Origin of the sequence: Megasphaera vaginalis (ex Srinivasan et al. 2021) (assembly GCF_000478965.1) — a bacterium.
Taxonomy (GTDB): Bacteria; Bacillota; Negativicutes; order Veillonellales; family Megasphaeraceae; genus Megasphaera; species Megasphaera vaginalis.
On the sequence record NZ_AWXA01000021.1, the window covers coordinates 1 to 20,402 of the forward strand.

The 20,402-nt window shown below is 50.8% G+C and carries 20 protein-coding genes, 1 other RNA gene and 1 pseudogene; 17 read left to right on the top strand and 5 right to left on the bottom strand.

Annotated features, from left to right (window positions below; translation table 11 throughout):
* Positions 1 to 23 precede the first annotated feature (23 nt).
* Positions 24 to 959, bottom strand: a complete 936-nt coding sequence (locus HMPREF1250_RS04080; RefSeq protein ID WP_023053391.1) for a YitT family protein — start codon at positions 957 to 959, stop codon at positions 24 to 26.
* Between the two features lie 184 nt (positions 960 to 1,143).
* On the opposite strand from HMPREF1250_RS04080, the gene ispE reads away from it, so the two are divergent.
* The 6 genes from ispE (at position 1,144) to HMPREF1250_RS04105 (ending at position 7,533) form a co-directional block, all read left to right on the top strand.
* A complete protein-coding gene (gene ispE, locus HMPREF1250_RS04085; protein WP_023053390.1) occupies positions 1,144 to 2,016 on the top strand; it encodes a 4-(cytidine 5'-diphospho)-2-C-methyl-D-erythritol kinase in 873 nt (290 codons plus the stop codon).
* Complete coding sequence (locus tag HMPREF1250_RS04090) at positions 2,006 to 2,734, top strand: GntR family transcriptional regulator (RefSeq protein ID WP_023053386.1); 729 nt, start codon at positions 2,006 to 2,008, stop codon at positions 2,732 to 2,734. The genes ispE and HMPREF1250_RS04090 overlap by 11 nt, the downstream gene beginning before the upstream one ends.
* 17 nt (positions 2,735 to 2,751) lie before the next feature.
* The gene (locus HMPREF1250_RS11760) at positions 2,752 to 2,904 is read left to right on the top strand and encodes a hypothetical protein (RefSeq protein WP_023053375.1); all 153 of its coding nucleotides are present in this window, start codon (positions 2,752 to 2,754) and stop codon (positions 2,902 to 2,904) included.
* A gap of 15 nt (positions 2,905 to 2,919) precedes the next feature.
* Positions 2,920 to 4,215 carry a nickel-dependent lactate racemase gene (gene larA / locus HMPREF1250_RS04095; protein WP_023053378.1) on the top strand — a complete coding sequence of 432 codons (1,296 nt, stop codon included), beginning with the start codon at positions 2,920 to 2,922 and terminating at the stop codon, positions 4,213 to 4,215.
* A gap of 201 nt (positions 4,216 to 4,416) precedes the next feature.
* Positions 4,417 to 5,817, top strand: a complete 1,401-nt coding sequence (locus HMPREF1250_RS04100; protein WP_023053365.1) for an FAD-binding oxidoreductase — start codon at positions 4,417 to 4,419, stop codon at positions 5,815 to 5,817.
* 318 nt (positions 5,818 to 6,135) lie between these two features.
* Positions 6,136 to 7,533, top strand: coding sequence for a GntP family permease (locus HMPREF1250_RS04105; RefSeq protein ID WP_023053357.1), 1,398 nt, complete (start codon positions 6,136 to 6,138; stop codon positions 7,531 to 7,533).
* Between the two features lie 89 nt (positions 7,534 to 7,622).
* On the opposite strand, the gene HMPREF1250_RS04110 is transcribed toward HMPREF1250_RS04105, so the two are convergent.
* The 4 genes from HMPREF1250_RS04110 to HMPREF1250_RS04115 all read right to left on the bottom strand — a co-directional run bounded on the left by HMPREF1250_RS04110 (position 7,623) and on the right by HMPREF1250_RS04115 (position 9,683).
* Positions 7,623 to 8,093, bottom strand: coding sequence for a GNAT family N-acetyltransferase (locus tag HMPREF1250_RS04110; protein ID WP_231391279.1), 471 nt, complete (start codon positions 8,091 to 8,093; stop codon positions 7,623 to 7,625).
* Positions 8,094 to 8,176: 83 nt separating this feature from the next.
* Positions 8,177 to 8,524, bottom strand: a transfer-messenger RNA (tmRNA) gene (gene ssrA / locus HMPREF1250_RS11060).
* An 82-nt stretch (positions 8,525 to 8,606) separates the two neighbouring features.
* The gene (locus HMPREF1250_RS11535) at positions 8,607 to 8,768 is read right to left on the bottom strand and encodes a hypothetical protein (RefSeq protein ID WP_023053393.1); all 162 of its coding nucleotides are present in this window, start codon (positions 8,766 to 8,768) and stop codon (positions 8,607 to 8,609) included.
* Positions 8,769 to 8,933: 165 nt separating this feature from the next.
* Positions 8,934 to 9,683 carry an HAD-IIB family hydrolase gene (locus HMPREF1250_RS04115; RefSeq protein ID WP_023053359.1) on the bottom strand — a complete coding sequence of 250 codons (750 nt, stop codon included), beginning with the start codon at positions 9,681 to 9,683 and terminating at the stop codon, positions 8,934 to 8,936.
* Positions 9,684 to 9,831: 148 nt separating this feature from the next.
* Between HMPREF1250_RS04115 and HMPREF1250_RS04120 the strand changes: the two genes are divergently transcribed.
* The 11 genes and pseudogenes from HMPREF1250_RS04120 to htpG all read left to right on the top strand — a co-directional run bounded on the left by HMPREF1250_RS04120 (position 9,832) and on the right by htpG (position 20,401).
* A complete protein-coding gene (locus HMPREF1250_RS04120) occupies positions 9,832 to 10,821 on the top strand; it encodes a sugar-binding transcriptional regulator (protein WP_036242629.1) in 990 nt (329 codons plus the stop codon).
* 17 nt (positions 10,822 to 10,838) lie between these two features.
* Positions 10,839 to 11,210, top strand: a complete 372-nt coding sequence (locus tag HMPREF1250_RS04125; protein ID WP_023053384.1) for a PTS glucitol/sorbitol transporter subunit IIA — start codon at positions 10,839 to 10,841, stop codon at positions 11,208 to 11,210.
* Positions 11,211 to 11,282: 72 nt separating this feature from the next.
* The gene (locus tag HMPREF1250_RS04130; protein WP_231391280.1) at positions 11,283 to 12,602 is read left to right on the top strand and encodes an NAD(P)H-dependent oxidoreductase; all 1,320 of its coding nucleotides are present in this window, start codon (positions 11,283 to 11,285) and stop codon (positions 12,600 to 12,602) included.
* Between the two features lie 111 nt (positions 12,603 to 12,713).
* Complete coding sequence (locus tag HMPREF1250_RS04135) at positions 12,714 to 13,532, top strand: transketolase (protein WP_023053355.1); 819 nt, start codon at positions 12,714 to 12,716, stop codon at positions 13,530 to 13,532.
* A complete protein-coding gene (locus tag HMPREF1250_RS04140) occupies positions 13,532 to 14,452 on the top strand; it encodes a transketolase family protein (protein ID WP_023053362.1) in 921 nt (306 codons plus the stop codon). Before HMPREF1250_RS04135 ends, HMPREF1250_RS04140 begins: the two co-directional genes overlap by 1 nt.
* A gap of 111 nt (positions 14,453 to 14,563) precedes the next feature.
* Positions 14,564 to 16,075: a phosphoglucomutase/phosphomannomutase alpha/beta/alpha domain I gene (locus tag HMPREF1250_RS04145; RefSeq protein ID WP_023053364.1), complete on the top strand. Its 1,512-nt coding sequence runs from the start codon at positions 14,564 to 14,566 to the stop codon at positions 16,073 to 16,075.
* Between the two features lie 237 nt (positions 16,076 to 16,312).
* Complete coding sequence (locus HMPREF1250_RS04150) at positions 16,313 to 16,702, top strand: transcriptional regulator GutM (protein ID WP_023053383.1); 390 nt, start codon at positions 16,313 to 16,315, stop codon at positions 16,700 to 16,702.
* A gap of 49 nt (positions 16,703 to 16,751) precedes the next feature.
* Positions 16,752 to 17,279: a PTS glucitol/sorbitol transporter subunit IIC gene (locus tag HMPREF1250_RS04155; RefSeq protein ID WP_023053367.1), complete on the top strand. Its 528-nt coding sequence runs from the start codon at positions 16,752 to 16,754 to the stop codon at positions 17,277 to 17,279.
* A gap of 10 nt (positions 17,280 to 17,289) precedes the next feature.
* Positions 17,290 to 17,762, top strand: a pseudogene (locus HMPREF1250_RS12130) (PTS sorbitol transporter subunit IIB); the annotation flags it as partial.
* Between the two features lie 186 nt (positions 17,763 to 17,948).
* Entirely contained in the window at positions 17,949 to 18,266 is a 318-nt protein-coding gene (locus HMPREF1250_RS12135) for a hypothetical protein (protein ID WP_269208540.1), read from the top strand.
* 179 nt (positions 18,267 to 18,445) lie between these two features.
* Positions 18,446 to 20,401: a molecular chaperone HtpG gene (htpG, locus tag HMPREF1250_RS04165; RefSeq protein WP_023053387.1), complete on the top strand. Its 1,956-nt coding sequence runs from the start codon at positions 18,446 to 18,448 to the stop codon at positions 20,399 to 20,401.
* The last annotated feature ends 1 nt before the right edge of the window (position 20,402 follow it).

Sequence of the window (20,402 nt, forward strand, 5' to 3'; positions counted from 1 at the left end):
AGTCGATATCTGTCTTTTTTTTATTAATATTCCGGAGGCATTGATTTCTTTGTACGCGGCAGGGAGAGTGATTCACCGGGAGATTCGTGATATTTCACAGGCGGTGCGGTAAAGCCTTTGCCGACGACTTCACTGGCATCGCTGATAATGATGAATGCCTGCGGATCTATCTTATTTACCAGCTCTTTGACCTTGGAAACCTCTGTCAACTTGATAACGGCGTAGATAATTTCCTTTTCCTGCATCGTGTAAGCGCCTTTGCCGGCCAAGTACGTAGCGCCGTGGCCGATGTAACGCATGAGGATTTTGGCAATCGTTTCGGATTGATTGGAAATGATCAGCACCGATTTGCGTTGCTGCAACCCGACGACGACTTTATTGGTTATGTACGTGGAAATAAAGGTGGCGGAGAAGGTGAGCACTGCGAGTTCCAAGGAGAACATGTAGGCTGCAAACAGCAGGATGACCGTATTTAAAGCCATTACGGCATTGCCCATTTCCAGCGAATAGAATTTTTTGATAATGGCGCCAAGAACATCCAATCCGCCTGTGTTGCCGTTATACTTGTAGATGATTCCCATGGCGATCCCGTTTAGGATACCGCCGGCGATGGCGGCAATGATCGGCTCCTGTATCAACTGCGTTTGGCTCGTGAAGGACATGGCGTCGATCATGGCAGAGTAAATAAAGGTGCCGATAATACTTAACAAGGTATAGCTGCGCCCCATGTATTTATAACAGCCGATCATGATGGGGACGTTGATCAGCAGGTTGCTGATGCCGATGGGAAATCCCAGGGCGTAATACAGCATGATTGCCACGCCGCTGATGCCGCTGCTGAGCAGGTGGTGAGGTAAAAAGAACGCATTGATACTGATTGCGGACAGGAGACTGCCGACAGTGGTTGCGACGTAGGGAATCGCCGCGGCTTTCCAGGAAAACGGTTCGGAATTACTCATGATGTTACCGCCTTTTCTGCCAATTACAAATGATTGAAAATAGTGTAAAATGTAGCTATAATGAAAAAGTATGTACTGTGAAAAGGATTATTGAAAATCCGAAAGATCGTCGCCTGCTTATTATTATAGCATGAACCCTTATGACATAGAAAGCACTGCGGCGGCAATGAGATGGGAGATAACGATGATTGAAGAAACAGGCTGCGGCAAGATCAACCTGGCCTTGGCCATTACGGGGCGACGACCTGACGGGTATCATGAAATCGATACGGTGTTCCAATCGATTGCGCTTCATGATACGATACGCTTAACGGAAGCCGAACGGTTCACGCTCACCTGTTCGGATAAAACGCTTCCTTGCAATGAAGAAAATTTGGCTTATCTTGCTTATCAAGCCCTGCTGCCTTACCGCTCGGGCGACCGGGGGGTTCATATCCACATTGAAAAGCGGCTTCCCGTTGCCGCAGGGCTGGCCGGAGGAAGTGCGGATTGCGCCGCTGTCCTGCGTGGATTGAACAGGCTTTGGGAGCTGGGGCTTTCGTCGGACGCGTTGGCTCGTATCGGCACCGGTCTCGGTGCTGATGTTCCTTTTTGTGTTTACGGCGGCACGATGCATGGCCGCGGCATTGGGGAACGATTGGAGGCGTTGCCGCCGCTGCCGCCTTGGCAGGTCCTGCTCGTTCATCCCCGCTTGGAGGTGCACACGAATCAGGCCTATGCCCTTTACGATAAAAGAGACGATATTCGGGAGATTAGCGTCGAAGCGGTTGTTGCTGCTGTGCGGCAGCGAAATTTCCGAAATCTCCTGGCGGCAATAAACAATACCTTTGAGGACCTTGTCGTGCCGCAGCACGCGGTTCTTATCGAATTGAAGAGGATACTGAAGGCGGCCGGTTTCGCCGCCTTATTGTCGGGAAGCGGGCCGACCTTTTTTGCCTTATTATCGCCTGAGCATCAACATGAAAATATGCAGGAGCGCTTTGGAACGCTTTGCGGCGATGCCGATATATTTTTGACCACCTTAGCTAAAGGAGACGGAACTTCATATGAAGAGTAATGTGAGACATCGGACCTTGGAACCCATTAAACTGGATGCCTATAAGCCGTTGCGTGAAGTTGTCAGCCAGGCGTTGCGGCAGGCGATTAAAGACGGGGTTCTGTTGCCCGGCGAACGATTGATGGAGATTCAGTTGGCAGAAGAATTGGGCGTCAGCCGGACGCCGATACGCGAAGCCATACGGATACTCGAACAGGAAGGCTTTATTGTCATGGTACCGCGGCGCGGTACCTATGTCGCCGATATTTCCTTAAAAGATATTGCGCAAGTTTTCGAAATTCGCAGCGCTCTGGAAGAGTTGGCGGCAGGATTGGCGGCAGAACGGATCACGCCTGATGAATTGGAACAGTTGGAACGGATTCTGGTAGAGATTAATGAATTCATTGCCCACGATGAATTTGACAAGATCGTCGATGCCGATATTCGTTTTCACGAGATACTTTATCAGGCCAGCCGCAATGACCGGCTAGTTGATATCCTGCATAATTTGCGGGAACAAATGCTGCGTTTCCGTTCCATTTCCATGCACTATCCGGGGCGGTTGGCCGCAACCTGGGAAGAGCATCGCCGCCTGGTTGAATTCATTGCCGACAAAAACAGCTCCATGGCCCGAAAAGTGGCTAAGAAACACATGGAAAATTCGGAAAAAACATTATTGAAGGGGATCAGCAAAGACGAGGCATCAGCCCGTATTGTTCATGAATTATTTCCGCATTGAGGGGGAAGGGGTCTGCTATGTTGACACAAATTTTTTCGTTATTTCACAAAAAAACGGAAACGATGGATGAATTTGAAGAATTTCTTTTTGTACTGGCAACGATTTTATTCGGCCTGCTCTTTGTTCGCGTTTTAGTCGCGCTGATTATGGGACGCTGGAATTTATTTTAAGGAGTCGATCGGTTTATGAAGACATATGCTTTGCCTTGCGGTAAAGAGACAGAAACGGTTACATTAGATGAAACACATGTTCTCTATGATCTGCACGGCCGTAAGACGGCGGCCGTGACAGATGAAACGGCCGCTATCCGGCAGGCGTTGCGAGCGCCTGTCGGCAGTGCGCCGCTGCGTGAATTGGTGCGTCCAGGAGAGACAGTCGCCATCGTCGTCAGTGATATTACCCGCTTGGTTCATACGGCGCAGATGCTGCCGGTCATTGTAGACGAATTAAACGCTGCCGGCGTAGCTGACCGCGATATTACCGTTGTCGTTGCGCAAGGGACGCACAGGGCGCATACACCTGAAGAGGATGTGATCGTTTGCGGCGAAGAAATGGTTCGCCGGCTGCGTATTGTGCAGCATGACTGTTTCCATAAAGAAAACCAGTCCTACGTCGGCAAGACGAGTTGCGGCAATGACGTGTACTTCGACCGCGCCGTCGTCGCTGCCGACAAGGTTATTTTGACCGGCGCCGTGTCTTTCCATCCTATGGCCGGTTTCGGCGGCGGCCGCAAAGCCTTGTTGCCGGGGGTGGCCGGCTATGATACGATCATGTATAACCATTCGCTGGCCTTGACGGAAACTGTCGGCGGCGGCTGCAATCCGGCCTGCGAGACGAGTCTGTTGACCTGTAATCCGCTTCATCAGGATATGTATGAAGCGGCAGCTCTTCTGGAACCGACATTTCTGGTCAATACCGTGTTCACTGCAGACGGCGACCTTTACGAAGTGGTTGGCGGTCATTGGCATGAAGCCTGGAAAAAAGGCTGCGACGATTTGTTGGCTATTTCCAGCGTGCCGATTACGCAGCAGGCGGATATCATCATCGGCTCCGCCGGCGGCTATCCGAAGGACATGAACCTCTATCAGAGCATGAAAGCGCATATGAATGCTGTTTTTGCGGCAAAACCGGGCGGAATTATGATCTTTACGCTCGACTGTCCCGATATTAAAGAACCGGCTATTTTTACCGATTGGTTTTTCCGCAGCGATATGGATGCTTTTGAGCGGGATTTGCGTGCCGACTTCACGATTCCCGCCTTTGTCGCTTTCAAGAGCCGCAGTATTATCAATTCGATGAAGCGTGTATACGTCGTCACGCGACCTGAAAACCATGACATTATCCGGCAGAGCGGACAGATTCCGGCGCATTCATTGCAGGAAGCCTGGGAAGATGCCGTCAAAGAGATCGGCAAAACCGATTATACTGTGACGATTATGGGTCATGCCGCGGCTACTTTCCCGGTTTTGACCGAAACCTGAGCAGGCAATACGAAAAAAAGCAAGCTGATTCTTGACGGGCAGTTTGTCTTTTTTTTCGATTTCTAAGAAATACATAAAAAAGTAAAAATAGACAAGACAAAACCGCAAACGTGTACTATAATAAATGACGATATTCCCGTTGCGAAGAAGGGAATTATCGTTGCAAGTCTTGTTGTCTTACTCGTAAGGAGATGGAGAGCGATGAAACAATATCAGCCCGTAACAGAAGAGGTTATTCAGGCTTTGCGCCGTATTGTCGGTGAAAAATATGTCAAAACGGACGCCGCCGTGTTGGATGTATACAAATCGGATGAGAGTTTGGCGCCGTCTTTCTGGCGGGCGCCGGAAGTCGTCGTGTTGCCTGCCAATACGCAGGAAGTCGCCGCCGTCATGAAAGTAGCCAATGCCTTTGCTGTTCCCGTGACGCCGCGCAGTGCCGGTACGAGTGTCAGCTGCGGCGCCGTTCCGGCATACGGGGGAATCGTTCTTCTCATGGAGCGGATGAATCGGATTCTTGAAGTCAATGAAGAAGGGATGTACATGGTTGTCGAGGCCGGTGTACGGACGATTGACATCCAGAATTTGGCCCGCTCCAAGCAGCTCATGTACGCCGGCGATCCCTGCAGCTCCGACAGTTGTCTGATCGGCGGTAACCTGGCCACGAATGCCGGCGGCAATAAGGCGGTTCGTTACGGGACGACGCGGCATCAGGTGTATGCTATCGAAGTGGTGTTACCGAACGGTAAAATTGCCAATTTGGGAGCGCCGCTGAAGAAGTGTTCCACCGGTTTTTGTCTCGATCAGCTGATTATCGGCTCGGAAGGAACGCTGGGAATCATTACGAAAGCGACGCTGAAACTTGTGCCGCTCAGTCCGTATAAGTTGGATGTTCTCGCCGTGTTTACCGATCTTGCCAAGGCGACGGCGCTGGTGCCGCAGCTTGTCAAGGCCGGATTGAATCCTACATCCGTCGAATTTATGGACAATAATTTTGTCCGCAGCGCCAGCGATTACAGTGAATTGCGGCTGCCGCACTACGAAGACGGTTTTTACGATATCATTTCAATTGAAACCTTCAATGAGACGGAATTGGATGAAAAAATGGAAAAGCTGGCGGCTATTTGTGAACAATGCGGCGCTACCGATATCGTTGAAGCTGATGACCGCGTCTGGAAGGTTCGTCGGAATTGTCTGGAAAGTACGCGCGTATTTTCCAAAGTTGCGACTTCGGAAGACCTGGTTGTCCCTGTTACAAAGATTGCCGATTGCATACAACATTTGGTGGAAGAGAGCAAAAACTATGATTTCCGCGTTTTTTGTCTGGCCCATGCCGGAGACGGCAATCTGCATTTTCAGATTTTGCAATGCGATTTGAGCGATGACGAGTGGAAAAGGCAAGTTGAAGCTTTCCGTGCCGTTGCGTATCCGTATGTTTATCAATTGGGAGGACGCCTTTCGGGCGAGCACGGTATCGGTCTGAAACGGCTGGAATATATGGAACGGTATACGGATCCGGTAGAATTGGACGTGATGAGAACGATCAAAACGGCGCTGGATCCGCAGTGGATTTTGAATCCCGGCAAAGTTATGGGACCGCAATAGGGCATCAGAAAAGAGTGATTCTGTGCGAATCACTCTTCTTTTTTTGATTTTCGGGAAAGTATTGACCGCTCGTTGACTGAAAACCGGTCAAATGCGTCAACGTATGGCACGCGGCTAGTCTTTTATTCAAGTTTGATATCGGCTAATATGTACGTATCGAATCGAGATAGATGAACACCGTTTCCGATAATTGCGCTCGAGGCGTATCGTCTGTAGTATTTTACGAGACTTTGTGAAAAGAATCATTTTCTTTATCAGGCAAAATATTGTTCGGAGCGAAGTTTACTAATCTCAAAATAAAAAAAGGAGAGTAAGCATATGGAGATTATTGCAATTGTTCTTAGTTTGTTTTTATTGGTAACCTTTGCCTACCGCGGTTTTTCCGTCATCCTCTTTGCCCCGGTATTTGCACTGTTTGCTGCCGGTGTTTCCAATTTGCCGATTTTGCCCGGTTACACCGAATTGTTTATGGCTAAAGCCGTAACCTATATCAAATCGTTTTTCCCGGTCTTTCTGTTAGGCGCCGTATTTGGTAAGGTAATGGAAGAGACGGGGATGGCTCGCAGCATTGCCACCAAAACGATTCAGGTTATCGGTCGTGACAAAGCCGTATTTGCCGTTGTTTTTACCTGTATGATTCTTTGCTACGGCGGCATTTCCATGTTCGTCTGTGCCTTTGCCGTTTATCCTTTCGCCGCGGCGTTGTTCAAGGAAGCGGATATTCCTAAACGGCTGATTCCGGCCTGCTTTATTGCCGGCGTCTTTACGGCAACGATGGACTGCTATCCCGGCTCGCCGCAGATTCAAAATATTATTCCGACGATTTACTTGGGAACGACGACGTTCTCGGCGCCTATTCTCGGTATTATCTGCGGTACTCTGCTTGTCGCTTCAAGCCTGGCGTATATTGAATGGCGCCGTAAGGCCGCTGAGAAGGCCGGCGAAGGGTATGGCGTGCATACGCTTAATGAAACGGTAATCGATCCGGAGACTTCTTTGCCTCCCTTCGCGTTATCCATTATTCCGCCGATCGTTGTTTTGGCCTTGAACTTCTATTTCTCCATGGTTTTTGCGTGGGATGAAAGCTTGTTGGCTCCTTTCCGGGCCATGAATCTGCCTTTGCTGGCCAAGAGCACGCACAACGTCGTTGCGATCTGGGCCCTCGTTATCGGTCTTTTGGTCGCCATTATTGTGGCCTGCGTTACGGGACGTAAGTTCATGTCCAAGAACACGAGCGTTAAAGCCGCTCTTAATGCCGGCGCGCTGGGTTCGCTGCTGGCGATTATGAATACGGCATCAGAAGTCGGTTACGGAAATGTCATTTCCTCTTTGCCGGGCTTCATTCATGTTGCTGATGCGCTTCTCGGTGTCGGCGCCAGTATGCCTCTTTTCAACGCCGCGTTGATGGTCAATATTCTTGCCGGTATTACCGGTTCCGCATCGGGCGGTTTGAGTATTGCTCTTGATCTGTTCGGCCAGCATTTTCTGGAAACGACGGCGGCACAGGGGATTCCGGCGGAAGTACTTCATCGTATCGTCGCCATGGCTTCCGGCGGTATGGACAGTTTGCCTCATAACGGCGCCGTCATTACGACGTTGCCCATTTGCGGCTTGACACATCGCGAGTCCTATAAGGATATGTTTGCAATTACGGTTTTAAAAGTAATCTTCGCATTTTTTGCAGTTTTCCTCTATATGGCAACCGGTATTGCCTGAGTAATATACAAAGAACCCGGAATCCGCTCGGATTCCGGGTTCTTTGTATTGTTAGAAAGAAAAACGAAAAAAAGAACGTGAAAAATATCTCATATATCGTTTAACGTTTTTTTCATAAAGATAACACCTTCCAGCGGATTATCATAATATGGAGACATTTCGCTGAACCCTAAGGCACGATATAAATGAATTGCCGCCGGCATGGTGTGTAAAGTGTCCAATACCATTTCCGAATAGCCGTCCCCTTGAGCGAGGTGAATGATTTCGACTGCCAATTTTTTTCCGATCTGCTCTTTGCGATATGCCGGTTTGACGTAAAGGCGCTTCATTTCGCAGCGATGCGTGCTGTGTCCCGTATAAGACACGGTGCCGAGCGGTGCGCCGGTGTCGTCGATTGCCAGGAGCATGCGCCCTTTAGGCGGCAGATATTTTGCCAGCGTCCGCAGTTCCTCTGCAAGGCCTTGAAAGGTCAGATCCAGATGCAATCCTTCCGTGTACTCCATAATCAGTTCCTTTACGTCCTGCTGTCGGGATGAGCCGTCAATAATTTTCATCATCATTGCCTCCTTTGTAAAAAAAACAAGGCATGTGACGGAATGTCGATGCCTTGTTTTTCTTATACGGTCTGACCGTATCGTGTTTATGGTGGAGATGAGGAGAGTCGAACTCCTGTCCGTACATGCCGCCCCACGAATTTCTCCGAGCGCAGACCTTGTTTGGTATGTCTGACAGCGGTCGTACAAGGACAAACTGGACTGTCATAGCCTGTGAATTTCCCGAATCGGCAGCCAGGCGATGCCGATTGGTATCCCGCTAAGTGACGTCAGCTAACTGCCCGCAGGATCAGCGGCTAGTGACGTAGTTGCCCTTAGGCAGCTAATGCAAAGTTTTCTTTTGCGTTTAATTTAAACGGTTCACCGATTTTCGGGCAGATGAAACCCCGGCTCGCTATTCGTGATACAACCATATACGTCGAAACCTTTACATCCCCATGAAAAAGGGATACATCGGTACGAAATCAGTATAGCATAACGGACGGTGCAGCTGCAATACTGCACCGTCCGTTATTGTATTTATTTTGCAGATTCGCTTTGTTTGCCCTGTTTCAAGTCACGTAATTTTCCCTGCTCTTCAGGCGGTAAGGCAAGACCGCAGCAGCCGCCTGATGTGGAATTTACAAAACCGCTGCATACCTTCTTCAAGGCGTTGTGAACTTCTTTGGCTTTATCCAGCATAATGTTACCCCCCTCTTTCTTCTTGCAGAGAGCATAACCGACTCTCTGACTATAGTATACGGGAAATCAGGAAAGAAAGATAATTCTTTTTACGTATGATTAAGTACAAAACGGGTAATTGCTTCCGCGACGGCTCCTTCGTTATTGGTTGCCGCCGTCACGACGTCACAGTCTTCGCGGAATTGCTTCATGGAGGTTGGCGACACCGACGCCCAATCCGGCGGCGCGGAGCATGGCGGCGTCATTGATATTATCGCCGATGGCCAGCGTTTCCGCATACGGAACATGGAGAAGATCAGCCAGTTTATAGGGCGCGGCGGCTTTGGTAACGCCTTCATTGGCGAACTCCAGATAACGGTTACTGGAAAAGCTGACACAGACGGAACGCAGAAGGGGTTGCAGTTCTTTTTGCAGGTTTTGCAAGTAAGTCATGTCGGGATGCATGTAAATCAATTTTACAATATCCTGTCCTGCCAGAAAATCCAGGTTTCTTTCCGTTGTTTCCGTAAAGGCCATGCGGCCGTTTAAAAAGTGGATTTCAGCGGCACTGGGCCGATAGATATAGACAGTATCCGCCGTATACGCATGCAGGCAAAGACCGTATGCTATCCCTTTTTCATAGAGAGCCGCCGCCGTTGTAAACGGCAGAGGATTCCAATATAGACGTCTGTTGCTTTTGTTTTCCGTAATGCAGCCGCCGTTGAACGAAATGACATATTCTTTTTCCTGCTGCCAAAGTCCCGTGCTTTTCAGGACGCCTTCTAACGATGCATAGCCCCGTCCTGTGGCCGGAACGAATTTGACGCCGGCACGGCGGGCTGCGGCAATGGCTTCGATGTTGCGCCGGCAAATGGTGGCGTCGCTGGACAACAAGGTTTCATCCATGTCGCAAGCGATAATTTGATAAGCGGTCATGATTTGCTCCTTTTTGGTTAGTTATTGTTAAGTCTAGCATGAAACGATACGGCCGTAAAGAAAGTCGTCGCTAACTCCGTATGGATTTACAGGGGCCCTTTGGCGTATAATGAAAAGCGGAAGGTTATGCGGAGAGAGGGAACAACATATGAAACGAATAGTCGATGATGCGAGGTTGATCTTTAAGTGCTGCACCCTGTATTATGAAGATCGCCTGGGGCAGCAGGAAATTTGTCGCTTACTGGGCGTCTCCCGGCCTACGGTATCGCGGATGCTGAAGCTTGGCCGAGAGCGGGGAATCGTCAAGATCGAAGTTATCAACCCCGCTGCTGTGGAATACGGTGATCTTGAGCGACAGTTGGAGAAAACATTCTGCCTGCAAGAAGCCATTGTCGTCGGCAACAGCCGTCTGGAAGCGGCCGGCGATCATATCAGCCGCGCTATAGGAAGCGCTGTTCTCACCTATTTGAATCGCATTTTGGAAGACGGGCAGTACATCGGTGTGACGATGGGGAGGTCGCTGCAGAATGTCGTAACGTCGCCGTATAACGGCGGCAATCCCATTCATTGTACCTTTGTGCCGATCATCGGCGGCGTCGGCGAAAACCAGCTGGAAATGCATTCCAATTATCTGGTCACTAAATTCGCCGAATTGTACGGTGCTTCGTGTTTACAGTTTTTTTCGCCGGCCCTCTTTTCCGACAAAACGGTTCTGGAAGGATTTAAACGGGAACAATCGATACGCAGTATCTTTGCCGTTTTTGATCGTCTGGATGTTGTCCTCGTCGGGATCGGTGTGCCGAGCAGCACCTATTCCACCGTCTTTTACATGGACTATGTCGCGCAGGATATGTTGGAAGCGTTTTCGGCGCAAGGTGCCGTCGGTGATATTTGCTTGCAGTACTATGACGCCGTCGGCGGCACGGCGGCTTTTCGGCCGTATAATGAACGGGTGGCGGGAATGGAACTGGCGGCGTTGAAAAAAGTGCCGCGCCGCATCGGGATCGTGGCCGGCACGCAGAAAGCCGGCGCCGTTCTCGGGGCTGTTCGCGGCGGGTATGTTAACACGTTGATTACCGACGCGGCTTGCGCTGAAGCGATTTTACAGGCAGCGGCGAACTGTCGTCGCGAAGCATGACAAGAAAGGATTTTTATATGAAATATTATACTGAAATCACGACTACCGGCACGGAAGCCTGGGATCTCTTCACCGATCAGGACACGCGTTCGCTGATTCTTTTCGGCGCTTCGGCTCCGACTGAATTGGCGGAGATCTCCGTTTTGCACCGGCCGGCCGGACTTTTCGCTCCCATTGCTGTCGGCGATACGGCCGTTATCGGTGATAAAGCCTTCTCCGTTACGGCCGTCGGCAGTGAGGCCATGCATACGCTGCAGGAGTTGGGGCATTGTACGCTCTGCTTTAAAGGCGGCAAGGTGCCGGAGCGGCCGGGCTGTATTATGTTGGAAGGCGATGAACGATTGCTCCGAGCCGATTTGGCGGCGGGAAAAACGATCGAATTTTATTGACCTGTCGCCGCTTGGCGATTTACGGAGAAGATTTGCAGAATCGGGAAGGAGAACGTATTTATTGTGCTGAATATGGATATAAAACTGCTGCGCCGGGAAGAGAGCGGTCAAATTATCAGGACCGGCATTGTCGGCGCCGGTCAGATGGGGCGCGGCATGGTTTCGCAGATGACCTTGATGAAAGGGATCAGACCGTCGCTGGTCGCCGATCACAGCTTGGAGAAAATCATCGGCGCCTTTCATCTTGCCGGCATTGATGACGGCGATATTGTCGTTGCCGGCACCGTAGCGGAAGCCAACCGCTACTTGGAACAAGGTCGTTATGTTGCCGTTGAAGACAGCGAAATTGTTTCTCAAGCTGACGGCATCGACTGCGTCGTCGATGTTACCGGTGTACCTGAAGCGGGTGTAAAGATCGCCGTTGATTCCATGAACAACGGCAAACATGTCGTTATGATGGATGTTGAAACGGACGTTATTGTCGGCCCGTATTTGAAACGCCTCGGTGATCGCAACGGTGTTATTTACACCGGGTCCGCCGGCGATGAGCCGGGAGCGGTCATGGAATTATACAGTTTTGCCCGCGCGATGGGGATGGAAGTCAAGGTTATAGGCAAGGGCAAAAACAATGTGATTGATTATGAATGCAATCCCGACACGGTTCGTGCGGAGGCGACGCAGCGCAAAATGAGTCCCCGTATGCTCTGTTCTTTCAAGGACGGGACGAAGACGATGGTGGAAATGACGGCCATGTCCAATGCGACAGGGCTGGTACCCGATGTTATCGGCGGTCACGGACCGCAGGCGTCGGCTGCGAATTGCTGCGCCGATTTGAATCGGCTCTTCAGGCTGAAAAAAGACGGCGGTATTTTAAACCGCCACGGTGTCGTCGAATATGTCAACGGCATCGCGCCGGGCGTTTTTGTAACGGTGTCAACGGCAAATCAAGAGATCGCCTTTGAACTGGATTATTTGAAAGTAGGTCCCGGTCCGCTCTGGACCTTTTATCGGCCGTATCATCTCTGCAATTTGGAAACGCCCCTGACCGTGGCTAAGGCGGTTATTGACGGCGAAGCGACACTCGTTCCGATGGACGGGCCCGTCAGTGAAGTCGTTACTGTGGCCAAGAAAGATCTGCGTGTCGGCGAACATCTTGACGGCATCGGCGGCTGGACAACGTACGGGTCGATCGCGACGGCGGCGGAAACGTACCGCAGCGGCTATGTCCTTTACGGCCTGGTCAACAAGAACGCAGTCGTTACGCGACCGGTCAAAAAGGGGACGCTGCTGACCATGGATATGGTTCGGCTTGACAGGACAACGCAGCTTTATCAAACGCGCCTGGCTCAAGATCGTTTTTACGGCAAGGGGACGCTTTTACGGCAGGAGTAAGGTAGGATGGTAGAAGCGCTTTACTCGCTGCCGAATTTGTATTATCCTGTAGATGGACTGCTATACAGAGGCAAGGTATAGCCATTTTACATAAAAGAGGGAGAGACTACAATGATCAATGAACAACTGGCGCAGCATGCCGCACACGTACGTACAAACGTTGTCAAGATGCTGACCGAAGCAAAATCGGGGCATCCCGGCGGATCCCTTTCCATCGTCGATATACTGCAAGTATTATATTTTGAAACGATGCATATCGATCCGAAAAATCCGAAAATGGCTGATCGCGATCGTTTTGTCCTTTCCAAAGGGCATAGCGCTCCCGGTCTCTATGCGACTTTGGTTGAACGAGGCTTTTTCCCGGAAGACGAATTATGGAAGCTCCGCAAGTGCAACGCCATGCTTCAAGGGCACCCCGATATGAAGCATACGCCCGGCATCGATATGTCGACAGGTTCTCTCGGCCAAGGGTTGTCCGCGGCCAACGGCATGGCACTGGCTGCGAAATTGGATAAAGCGGACTGGCGCGTTTATGCTATCTGCGGTGACGGGGAGATCCAGGAAGGGCAGATCTGGGAAGCGGCCATGTCGTCGGCTCATTATCAGCTGGATAACCTTACCGTTTTCATTGACCACAACAAGCTGCAGATCGACGGCGCTAATGAAGACGTCATGTCGGTCATGCCGATAGCTGAAAAATTCCGCGCCTTCGGTTGGCATGTGCTGGAAATTTCCGGTCATGATTTTGACGCTATTCGCAGCGCTCTCGCCTTGGCAAAAAATACGAAAGGTCGCCCGACAGCCATTGTTGCCGAAACGGTGAAGGGCAAAGGCGTGTCGTTCATGGAAAATGAAGTAGGCTGGCACGGTAAAGCTCCGAACGGGGAACAATGTGCGCAGGCGGTTAAGGAATTGGGAGGCGAAGCATAATGGGGACAGCTACACGTGCGGCATATGGCAAGATGCTGAAAACGGAACTCTATAAAAATCCGGACGTTGTCGTCCTGGATGCCGATCTCGGCAATGCAACGAAATCGATCAGCTTTAAGGAAGTCGCGCCGGAACGGTATTTCGATATGGGAATTTCCGAACAGGATATGATGGGGACGGCTGCCGGACTGGCCGCTGCAGGCAAGATTCCGGTGGCCAGCACGTTTGCCATCTTCGCGGCAGGGCGTGCGTTTGAGCAGATTCGCAATTCCATCTGCTATCCGAAACTCAACGTCAAGATCTGCGCTACCCATGCGGGACTTACTGTCGGCGAAGACGGCGGGACGCATCAGGCGGTGGAAGATATTTCTCTGATGCGCAGCTTGCCGAATATGACTGTCATCAATCCTGCCGATGCCAAAGAAGCGGAAGAAGCCGTTAAAGCGATTGTCGCGTATGACGGCCCTGTTTACGTCCGTCTCGGCAGAGCGGAAGTGGAAGATATTCATGGCGCCGACTATACCTTCCGCTGGGGTAAAGGGGAGATCCTGCGTGACGGTGACGACGCCGTCGTTTTCGCTACGGGCATCATGGTCGGCAAGGCTTTAGCGGCGGCAGATGCATTGGCTGCCGAAGGAATGCAGATTCGTGTCGTCAATATTCATACGATCAAGCCGATCGACGCCGAATTAGTTATCGCCTCGGCGCAGAAAACGGGGAAAGTGGTTACTGCTGAAGAACACAGCGTTATCGGCGGCCTCGGTTCCGCCGTCGCCGAAGTACTGGCCAGATACGCACCGACAAAACAGGCTTTCGTGGGTGTTCAAGATACGTTCGGTGAATCCGGTTCGCCGAAGGACTTGTTGGAAAAATACGGTCTTACGGCCGATGAGATCGTCAAAGCCGTAAAAAGTTTATAATTGTCCGGGAAAATTGGGGAAGACCTCTGCCGCTTTGCGGCAGAGGTCTTTGGTGTCCGGTGGAAGTAAGGTATACTAAAAGCAACTTGAACCGGTGTTAGGAGGCGGAAAATGGAAAAAAAAGTTGATCTGATGAGTTTACAGAACGGTAGTGATGTGCGCGGCATTGCCGTCGCCGGCGTTACCGGCGAAGACGTAAATTTGACGGCTGATGCAGTCAACCGGATAGCCGCCGGTTTTGCAGCTTTTTTGGCAGCAAAAACGGGTAAAGCCGGCAGTGCGTTAAAGATCGCCGTCGGTCATGACTCGCGCGTTTCGGCGGCAACGATGAAACACGGCGTTTTGAGCGGGCTGGCGGCACAGGGTGTACAGCCTTTTGATTGCGGCTTGGCGTCGACGCCGGCCATGTTCATGTCCATCGTGTTTGCTGAGACGGCAATGGATGGTGCCGTTATGATTACGGCAAGTCATTTGCCCTTTAACCGTAACGGGCTGAAATTTTTTACCGCTGACGGCGGCCTGGAAAAAGACGAGATTACAGAAGTTCTGCGCCGGGCTTCGGACTTGTCGGCAGGCGTTGCAGATACGTCGTCTGTGCCGCAGTTGGCGATTCTCGATCTATATGCCGCGCACCTGCGCCGGCTGATCAGCGGCGCACTTGGTCTCGATGAAGCGGCGGAACCGCTTGCCGGCATGCACGTCGTTGTCGATGCCGGTAATGGCGCCGGCGGCTTTTTTGCGACAGCTGTTTTGGCTCCTCTCGGCGCCGATATTGCCGGCAGTCAGTTTCTTGATCCGGACGGAACTTTTCCCAATCATGTTCCCAATCCTGAAAATAAGGAGGCCATGGCATCCGTCAGTCGTGCCGTTCGTGAGGCGCAAGGCGATTTGGGCCTTATTTTTGATACGGATGTCGACCGCATGAGCGCTGTCCTGTCGGACGGCAGAGAAATAAACCGCAATGCGTTGATTGCCATGATGGCGGCCATTTTAGCGCCTCTTTATCCGGGCAGTACGATCGTTACCGATTCCGTTACGTCCGATGAGTTGACTGTGTTCCTGGAAACTCATTTGGGGTTGAAGCACCATCGGTATATGCGCGGTTATAAGAATGTGATCAATGAATGCCGGCGGTTGAACGGGCAGGGGATCGTCTCGCCGCTGGCGATTGAAACTTCTGGCCATGGCGCATTGCGTGAAAACTATTATCTCGACGACGGCGCTTATTTGGCCGTCAAACTCTTGGTGGCGGCGACGCAGGCCAAACGTGCCGGGAGTTCTCTGGATGAAATCATTGCGGCGCTAAAGGAGCCGGCAGAGTCTGCCGAATACAGATTACGGATTACGACAAGGGAAGGGGTGCAGGCTTACGGACAGGAAGTCTTGCGGATTTTTGCCGCCAGAGCGACAGCTGCAGGTATTACGTTGGCCGAACCGTCTTATGAAGGCGTGCGCCTCGTTTTTCCCAAGGGATGGGCGTTGCTGCGCATGTCTCTGCACGATCCCAATATGCCTTTGAATGTGGAAAGTAAAGAACGCGGCGGCTGTGCATTAATACGCCGCCAGCTGAGGCCTCTGCTCACCGGTTTGGCCGGTCTGGATACGGAGGTCTTGCAGGAATGACGATTAATTCCATAGAGTTATTAATCATCGATTGTTGATGCTAAAATATCAACATTTACGTTTGTTCTATATAAAAATATTGAAAAAATAATGATATCGTGGTACGCTATGTCAGGGTAATGACAGGAATATGGATGCAGACTGTTTCCATATGTTATCGTCTCTGACGTTAATTGAACCTGAAAATACATTACTTGTATTTTCAGGTTTTATTTTTTTGCTGGAAAGGACGGTATCATGTCGCTGGAATTATTTTTTATTATTCTTTTTGCCTTGATGATCATGCAGGTGATCGGAACTCATTTTCAGATAAAAGCGTATCGAAGGGCAATTCATCGCCTTCATAAAAAGGGGCATATCGGAATTGGCGGTAAACGTTCTCGCTTCGGGCCCGGTCAAATCGTAATCATAGCCTGCGACGGCCGTGGCGCCATTACGGGCGGAGAAATGATGAGCGGTATGACCGTTTTCAGCCGTTTCCAGGAGATCCCCGATATTTCAGGCAAATCAATTTATGAAATGGAACGACGTTATTCGGCGGCAGGTCGAAGAGCGCGTCACCTTTACGCCGGACACCTGCAAGCGGTGCAGGCCTTGGTTAGTAGACTGGAGACAGGCGGACAGTAAGGGGCGAAGGATGATACTCATAACGAGAAGAGAGTGAAGGTGGACTACAATGGAAATTATTGCTTCCTGTGCCAATGGCTTCATGGACTTATTCAAAGCCGGCGCAGTTACGTTTACCGGCTTTGTCACGGCCATTATTCCGCTGATTATCGTTTTAATGACGGCAGTCAATTCCGTTATCAAACTGATTGGCGAAGACCGTTTTTTTTCGTTCGCCCAAAGAGCGACGCGGTACCGGATCACGAGATACACTGTCGTTCCCGTGTTGTCGATTATTTTTCTGGGCAGCCCTATGTGCTTTTCTTTCGGGCGATTTGTGGAGGAAAAATATAAACCGGCTTTTTATGACGCGGCAGTCAGCTTCGTTCATCCTGTGACGGGGATCTTTCCTCATGCCAACGGCAGTGAACTCTTCGTCTATATGGGGATTGCCGCAGGGATCCAAACCTTGGGGTTCCAACTCGGTGAACTGGCTGTTCGGTATTTTTTAGTCGGTATCGTCGTCATTTTGCTGCGCGGTATCGTTACGGAGCAGATTTATGCGTATATGTGCCGTAAAACCGGCCGCAAGGTATAGGAGGAACGTAATGTATTGTACAGCAGTTGTCAGAAACGGCGCAGGCGGTTGGGGCGGACCGCTGACCATCACGCCGACGGAACACAAGCATAAGATTGTCAGCATCACCGGCGGCGGTATTCACCCGTTGGCCGCGGAGCTGGCCGAATTGACCGGATGTGAAGCTGTTGACGGATTTACGACAGGCGTTCCTGACGGAGAAATTTTAGCCGTCGTCATCGATTGTGGCGGCACAGCCCGCTGCGGCGTGTACCCGAAAAAAATATCCTTACGATCAATACGGTTCCGGTAGGAAAGATCGGGCCGTTGGCACGTTTTATTACGGCAGATCTGTATGTATCGGGCGTGACTTCAGACTGTATTTCCCGTCAGGCCGATGCGGCGCAGGCGGCGCCTATCCGTGCTCGGGAGGGGCGGGCGATAAGCGGCGAAGCGATTGGCGCCGCTCAAACGGCGCAGAAGCGCAATATCGTTACGCGCATCGGCATTTCGATTGGCCGAATCGTCAATATCTTTTATGCCGCCGGCAGGGAAAGCATTGACATTACCATCAAAAGCATCTTGCCGTTCATGGCTTTTGTCAGCATGATTTTGGGCATTATCAGCGCTTCCGGCATCGGCGGCATCATTGCCAATACCATCTCGCCTGTAGCCGGTACGCTGCCGGGAATGCTTGTCATTTCGTTTATTTGCGCGATTCCGTTCGTTTCGCCTATTCTCGGACCGGGTGCCGTTATCGCCCAAGTAGTCGGCACGCTTTTGGGGGCGGAGATCGGCTTGGGGCATATTCCGCCACAATATGCGCTGCCGGCGTTGTTTGCGATCAACGCGCAGGTCGGCGCCGATTTCGTGCCGGTCGGTCTCAGCTTGGGGGAGGCTGAGCCGGAAACGATCGAGCTGGGCGTGCCTGCCGTTTTGTATTCCCGTGTCATTACGGGGCCGCTGGCCGTCTTGATCGCTTATGCAGCCAGCATCGGTTTGTATTGAGTGCAACTGTTGAACGCTCTGCCCGTCAAAGGCAGAGCGTTTTTTTTCGTTTCTTTCCAGATGGTTGATGACGCATTGCGTTTTTGGCCTTGACTATTTGTCTTTTTATTGTATGATAGATACGTAGATGTTGGCACTCTGTGGTATAGAGTGCTAATTCAAGAAAAGGAGCTGGTATTATGGCAAAAGAAACGTATGAGTTTCAAGCGGAAACGAAACAACTGTTGGATCTTATGATCCATTCCATTTATACGAATCACGAGATTTTTCTGCGGGAATTGATTTCCAATGCTTCCGATGCGATTGATAAGCTGCATTATCAATCACTGACGAACGGCGAACTGCTGGAAGGCGATACGGATTTCGTCATTCATTTGACACCTGATGCGGAGCAGAAGACGTTGACCTTGTCCGACAACGGGATCGGTATGGACCGTGAAGAATTGATTGCCAATTTAGGTACGATCGCGCAATCGGGGACGAAGGCCTTTCTGGAACAGCTGCGCCAGGCTAAGGACAAGGATGAACATGTTTCCGATAAGGAGCTGATCGGCCAATTCGGCGTCGGCTTCTACTCGGCCTTTATGGTGGCCCGATCCGTTGCCGTCGTTACGCGGAAAGCCGGCCAATCGCAGGCGTACCGTTGGGAATCGAGCGGTGACGGCGCCTATACGTTGGAAGAATGCGAAAAAGAAAAACACGGCACCGAAATCATCGTGACCTTGCAGGATGCTTTTTGCGCTGCCGGCAGCGATGAAAACTATACGGATACGTATACGTTGCAGCGTCTGGTCAAAAAGTATTCGGATTACATCCGTTATCCGATTACGATGAATTTCGTCATTGAAGAAGTTCCGAAAGATGCCGAAGGCAAACCGGTGGAAGGGGCTGCGGCGGAAAAACGAAACGAGTTGCGGACATTGAATTCGATGCAGCCTTTGTGGACCCGCAGCAAATCGGACATCAAGCCGGAAGAGTATAAGGACTTTTTCCAACACCAATTCTACGAATGGGATGAACCGATGGAGATTTTCCATACGAAGGCGGAAGGCGCCGTCGAATATACGTCGCTTCTCTTCATTCCCGGCAGTGCTCCGTTCAATCTGTATTACAGTGATTATGAACCGGGCATCCAGCTGTATTCCCGACACGTATTCATTATGGACAAATGTAAGGACCTGTTGCCAGACTATCTCCGGTTTGTAAAGGGGCTCGTCGATTCGCCGGATCTGTCTTTGAATATTTCCCGTGAATTATTGCAGCAGAGCCGCGAATTAAAACTTATCGGCAGAAATCTGGAAAAGAATATTCTCAAGACGTTGACGAGAAAAATGGATAAGGAACGCGAAAGCTATGAAAAGTTCTGGGCCGAATACGGAAAATCGTTGAAAATAGGTATTTACAGCGGCATGATGAGCGGCGAGAACAAGGTGGATAAGTTAAAGGATCTGCTTCTGTTCATGTCGTCTAAAGACGGCAAGCTTTGCTCCTTAAAGGAATATACGGCGCGCATGAAAGACGGTCAGGAAAAGATCTATTATGCGACAGGCAAGGATAAGGCGGCCATCGACGGGTTGCCGCAAATGGAATTGCTTCGCGAACGGGATCTGGAAGTGTTGTACATGCTTGACCCTGTCGACGAATTTGCCGTTGAAGCCGTTGGCGAATATGCAGGAAAGAAATTTCATTCTATCAGCCGCGGCGATCTGGATTTGGAAGACGAGGCGTTCAAGGCGGAAAAGAAGAAAAATGAAGATATGGCCAAGTCGAATGAAGCTCTTCTCAGCGATATGAAGTCGGTTTTGGACGGCAAGGTCGTCGACGTCCGTCTCTCGAACCGCCTGAAGACCGGCGCCGTTTGCCTTGTAGCTGATGCGGCAGGTCCCTCCATCGCAATGGAGCAGGCTTTTGCCGCTGCCGATAATCCGATGCTTAAGGCACGGCGGATTTTAGAAATCAATCCGCACCATGATCTTTTCAGCCGCTTGCAGTATTTGCATGAAGGCGGTAAAGATACCGACGGTTTCCGCGATTACTGTGGTCTCCTTTACGATCAGGCCCTGCTCCTGGAAGGGATCATGCCCGATGATCCCGTTGCCTTCGCCAACAAGGTGGCGGCCATGATGGCTCAATAAT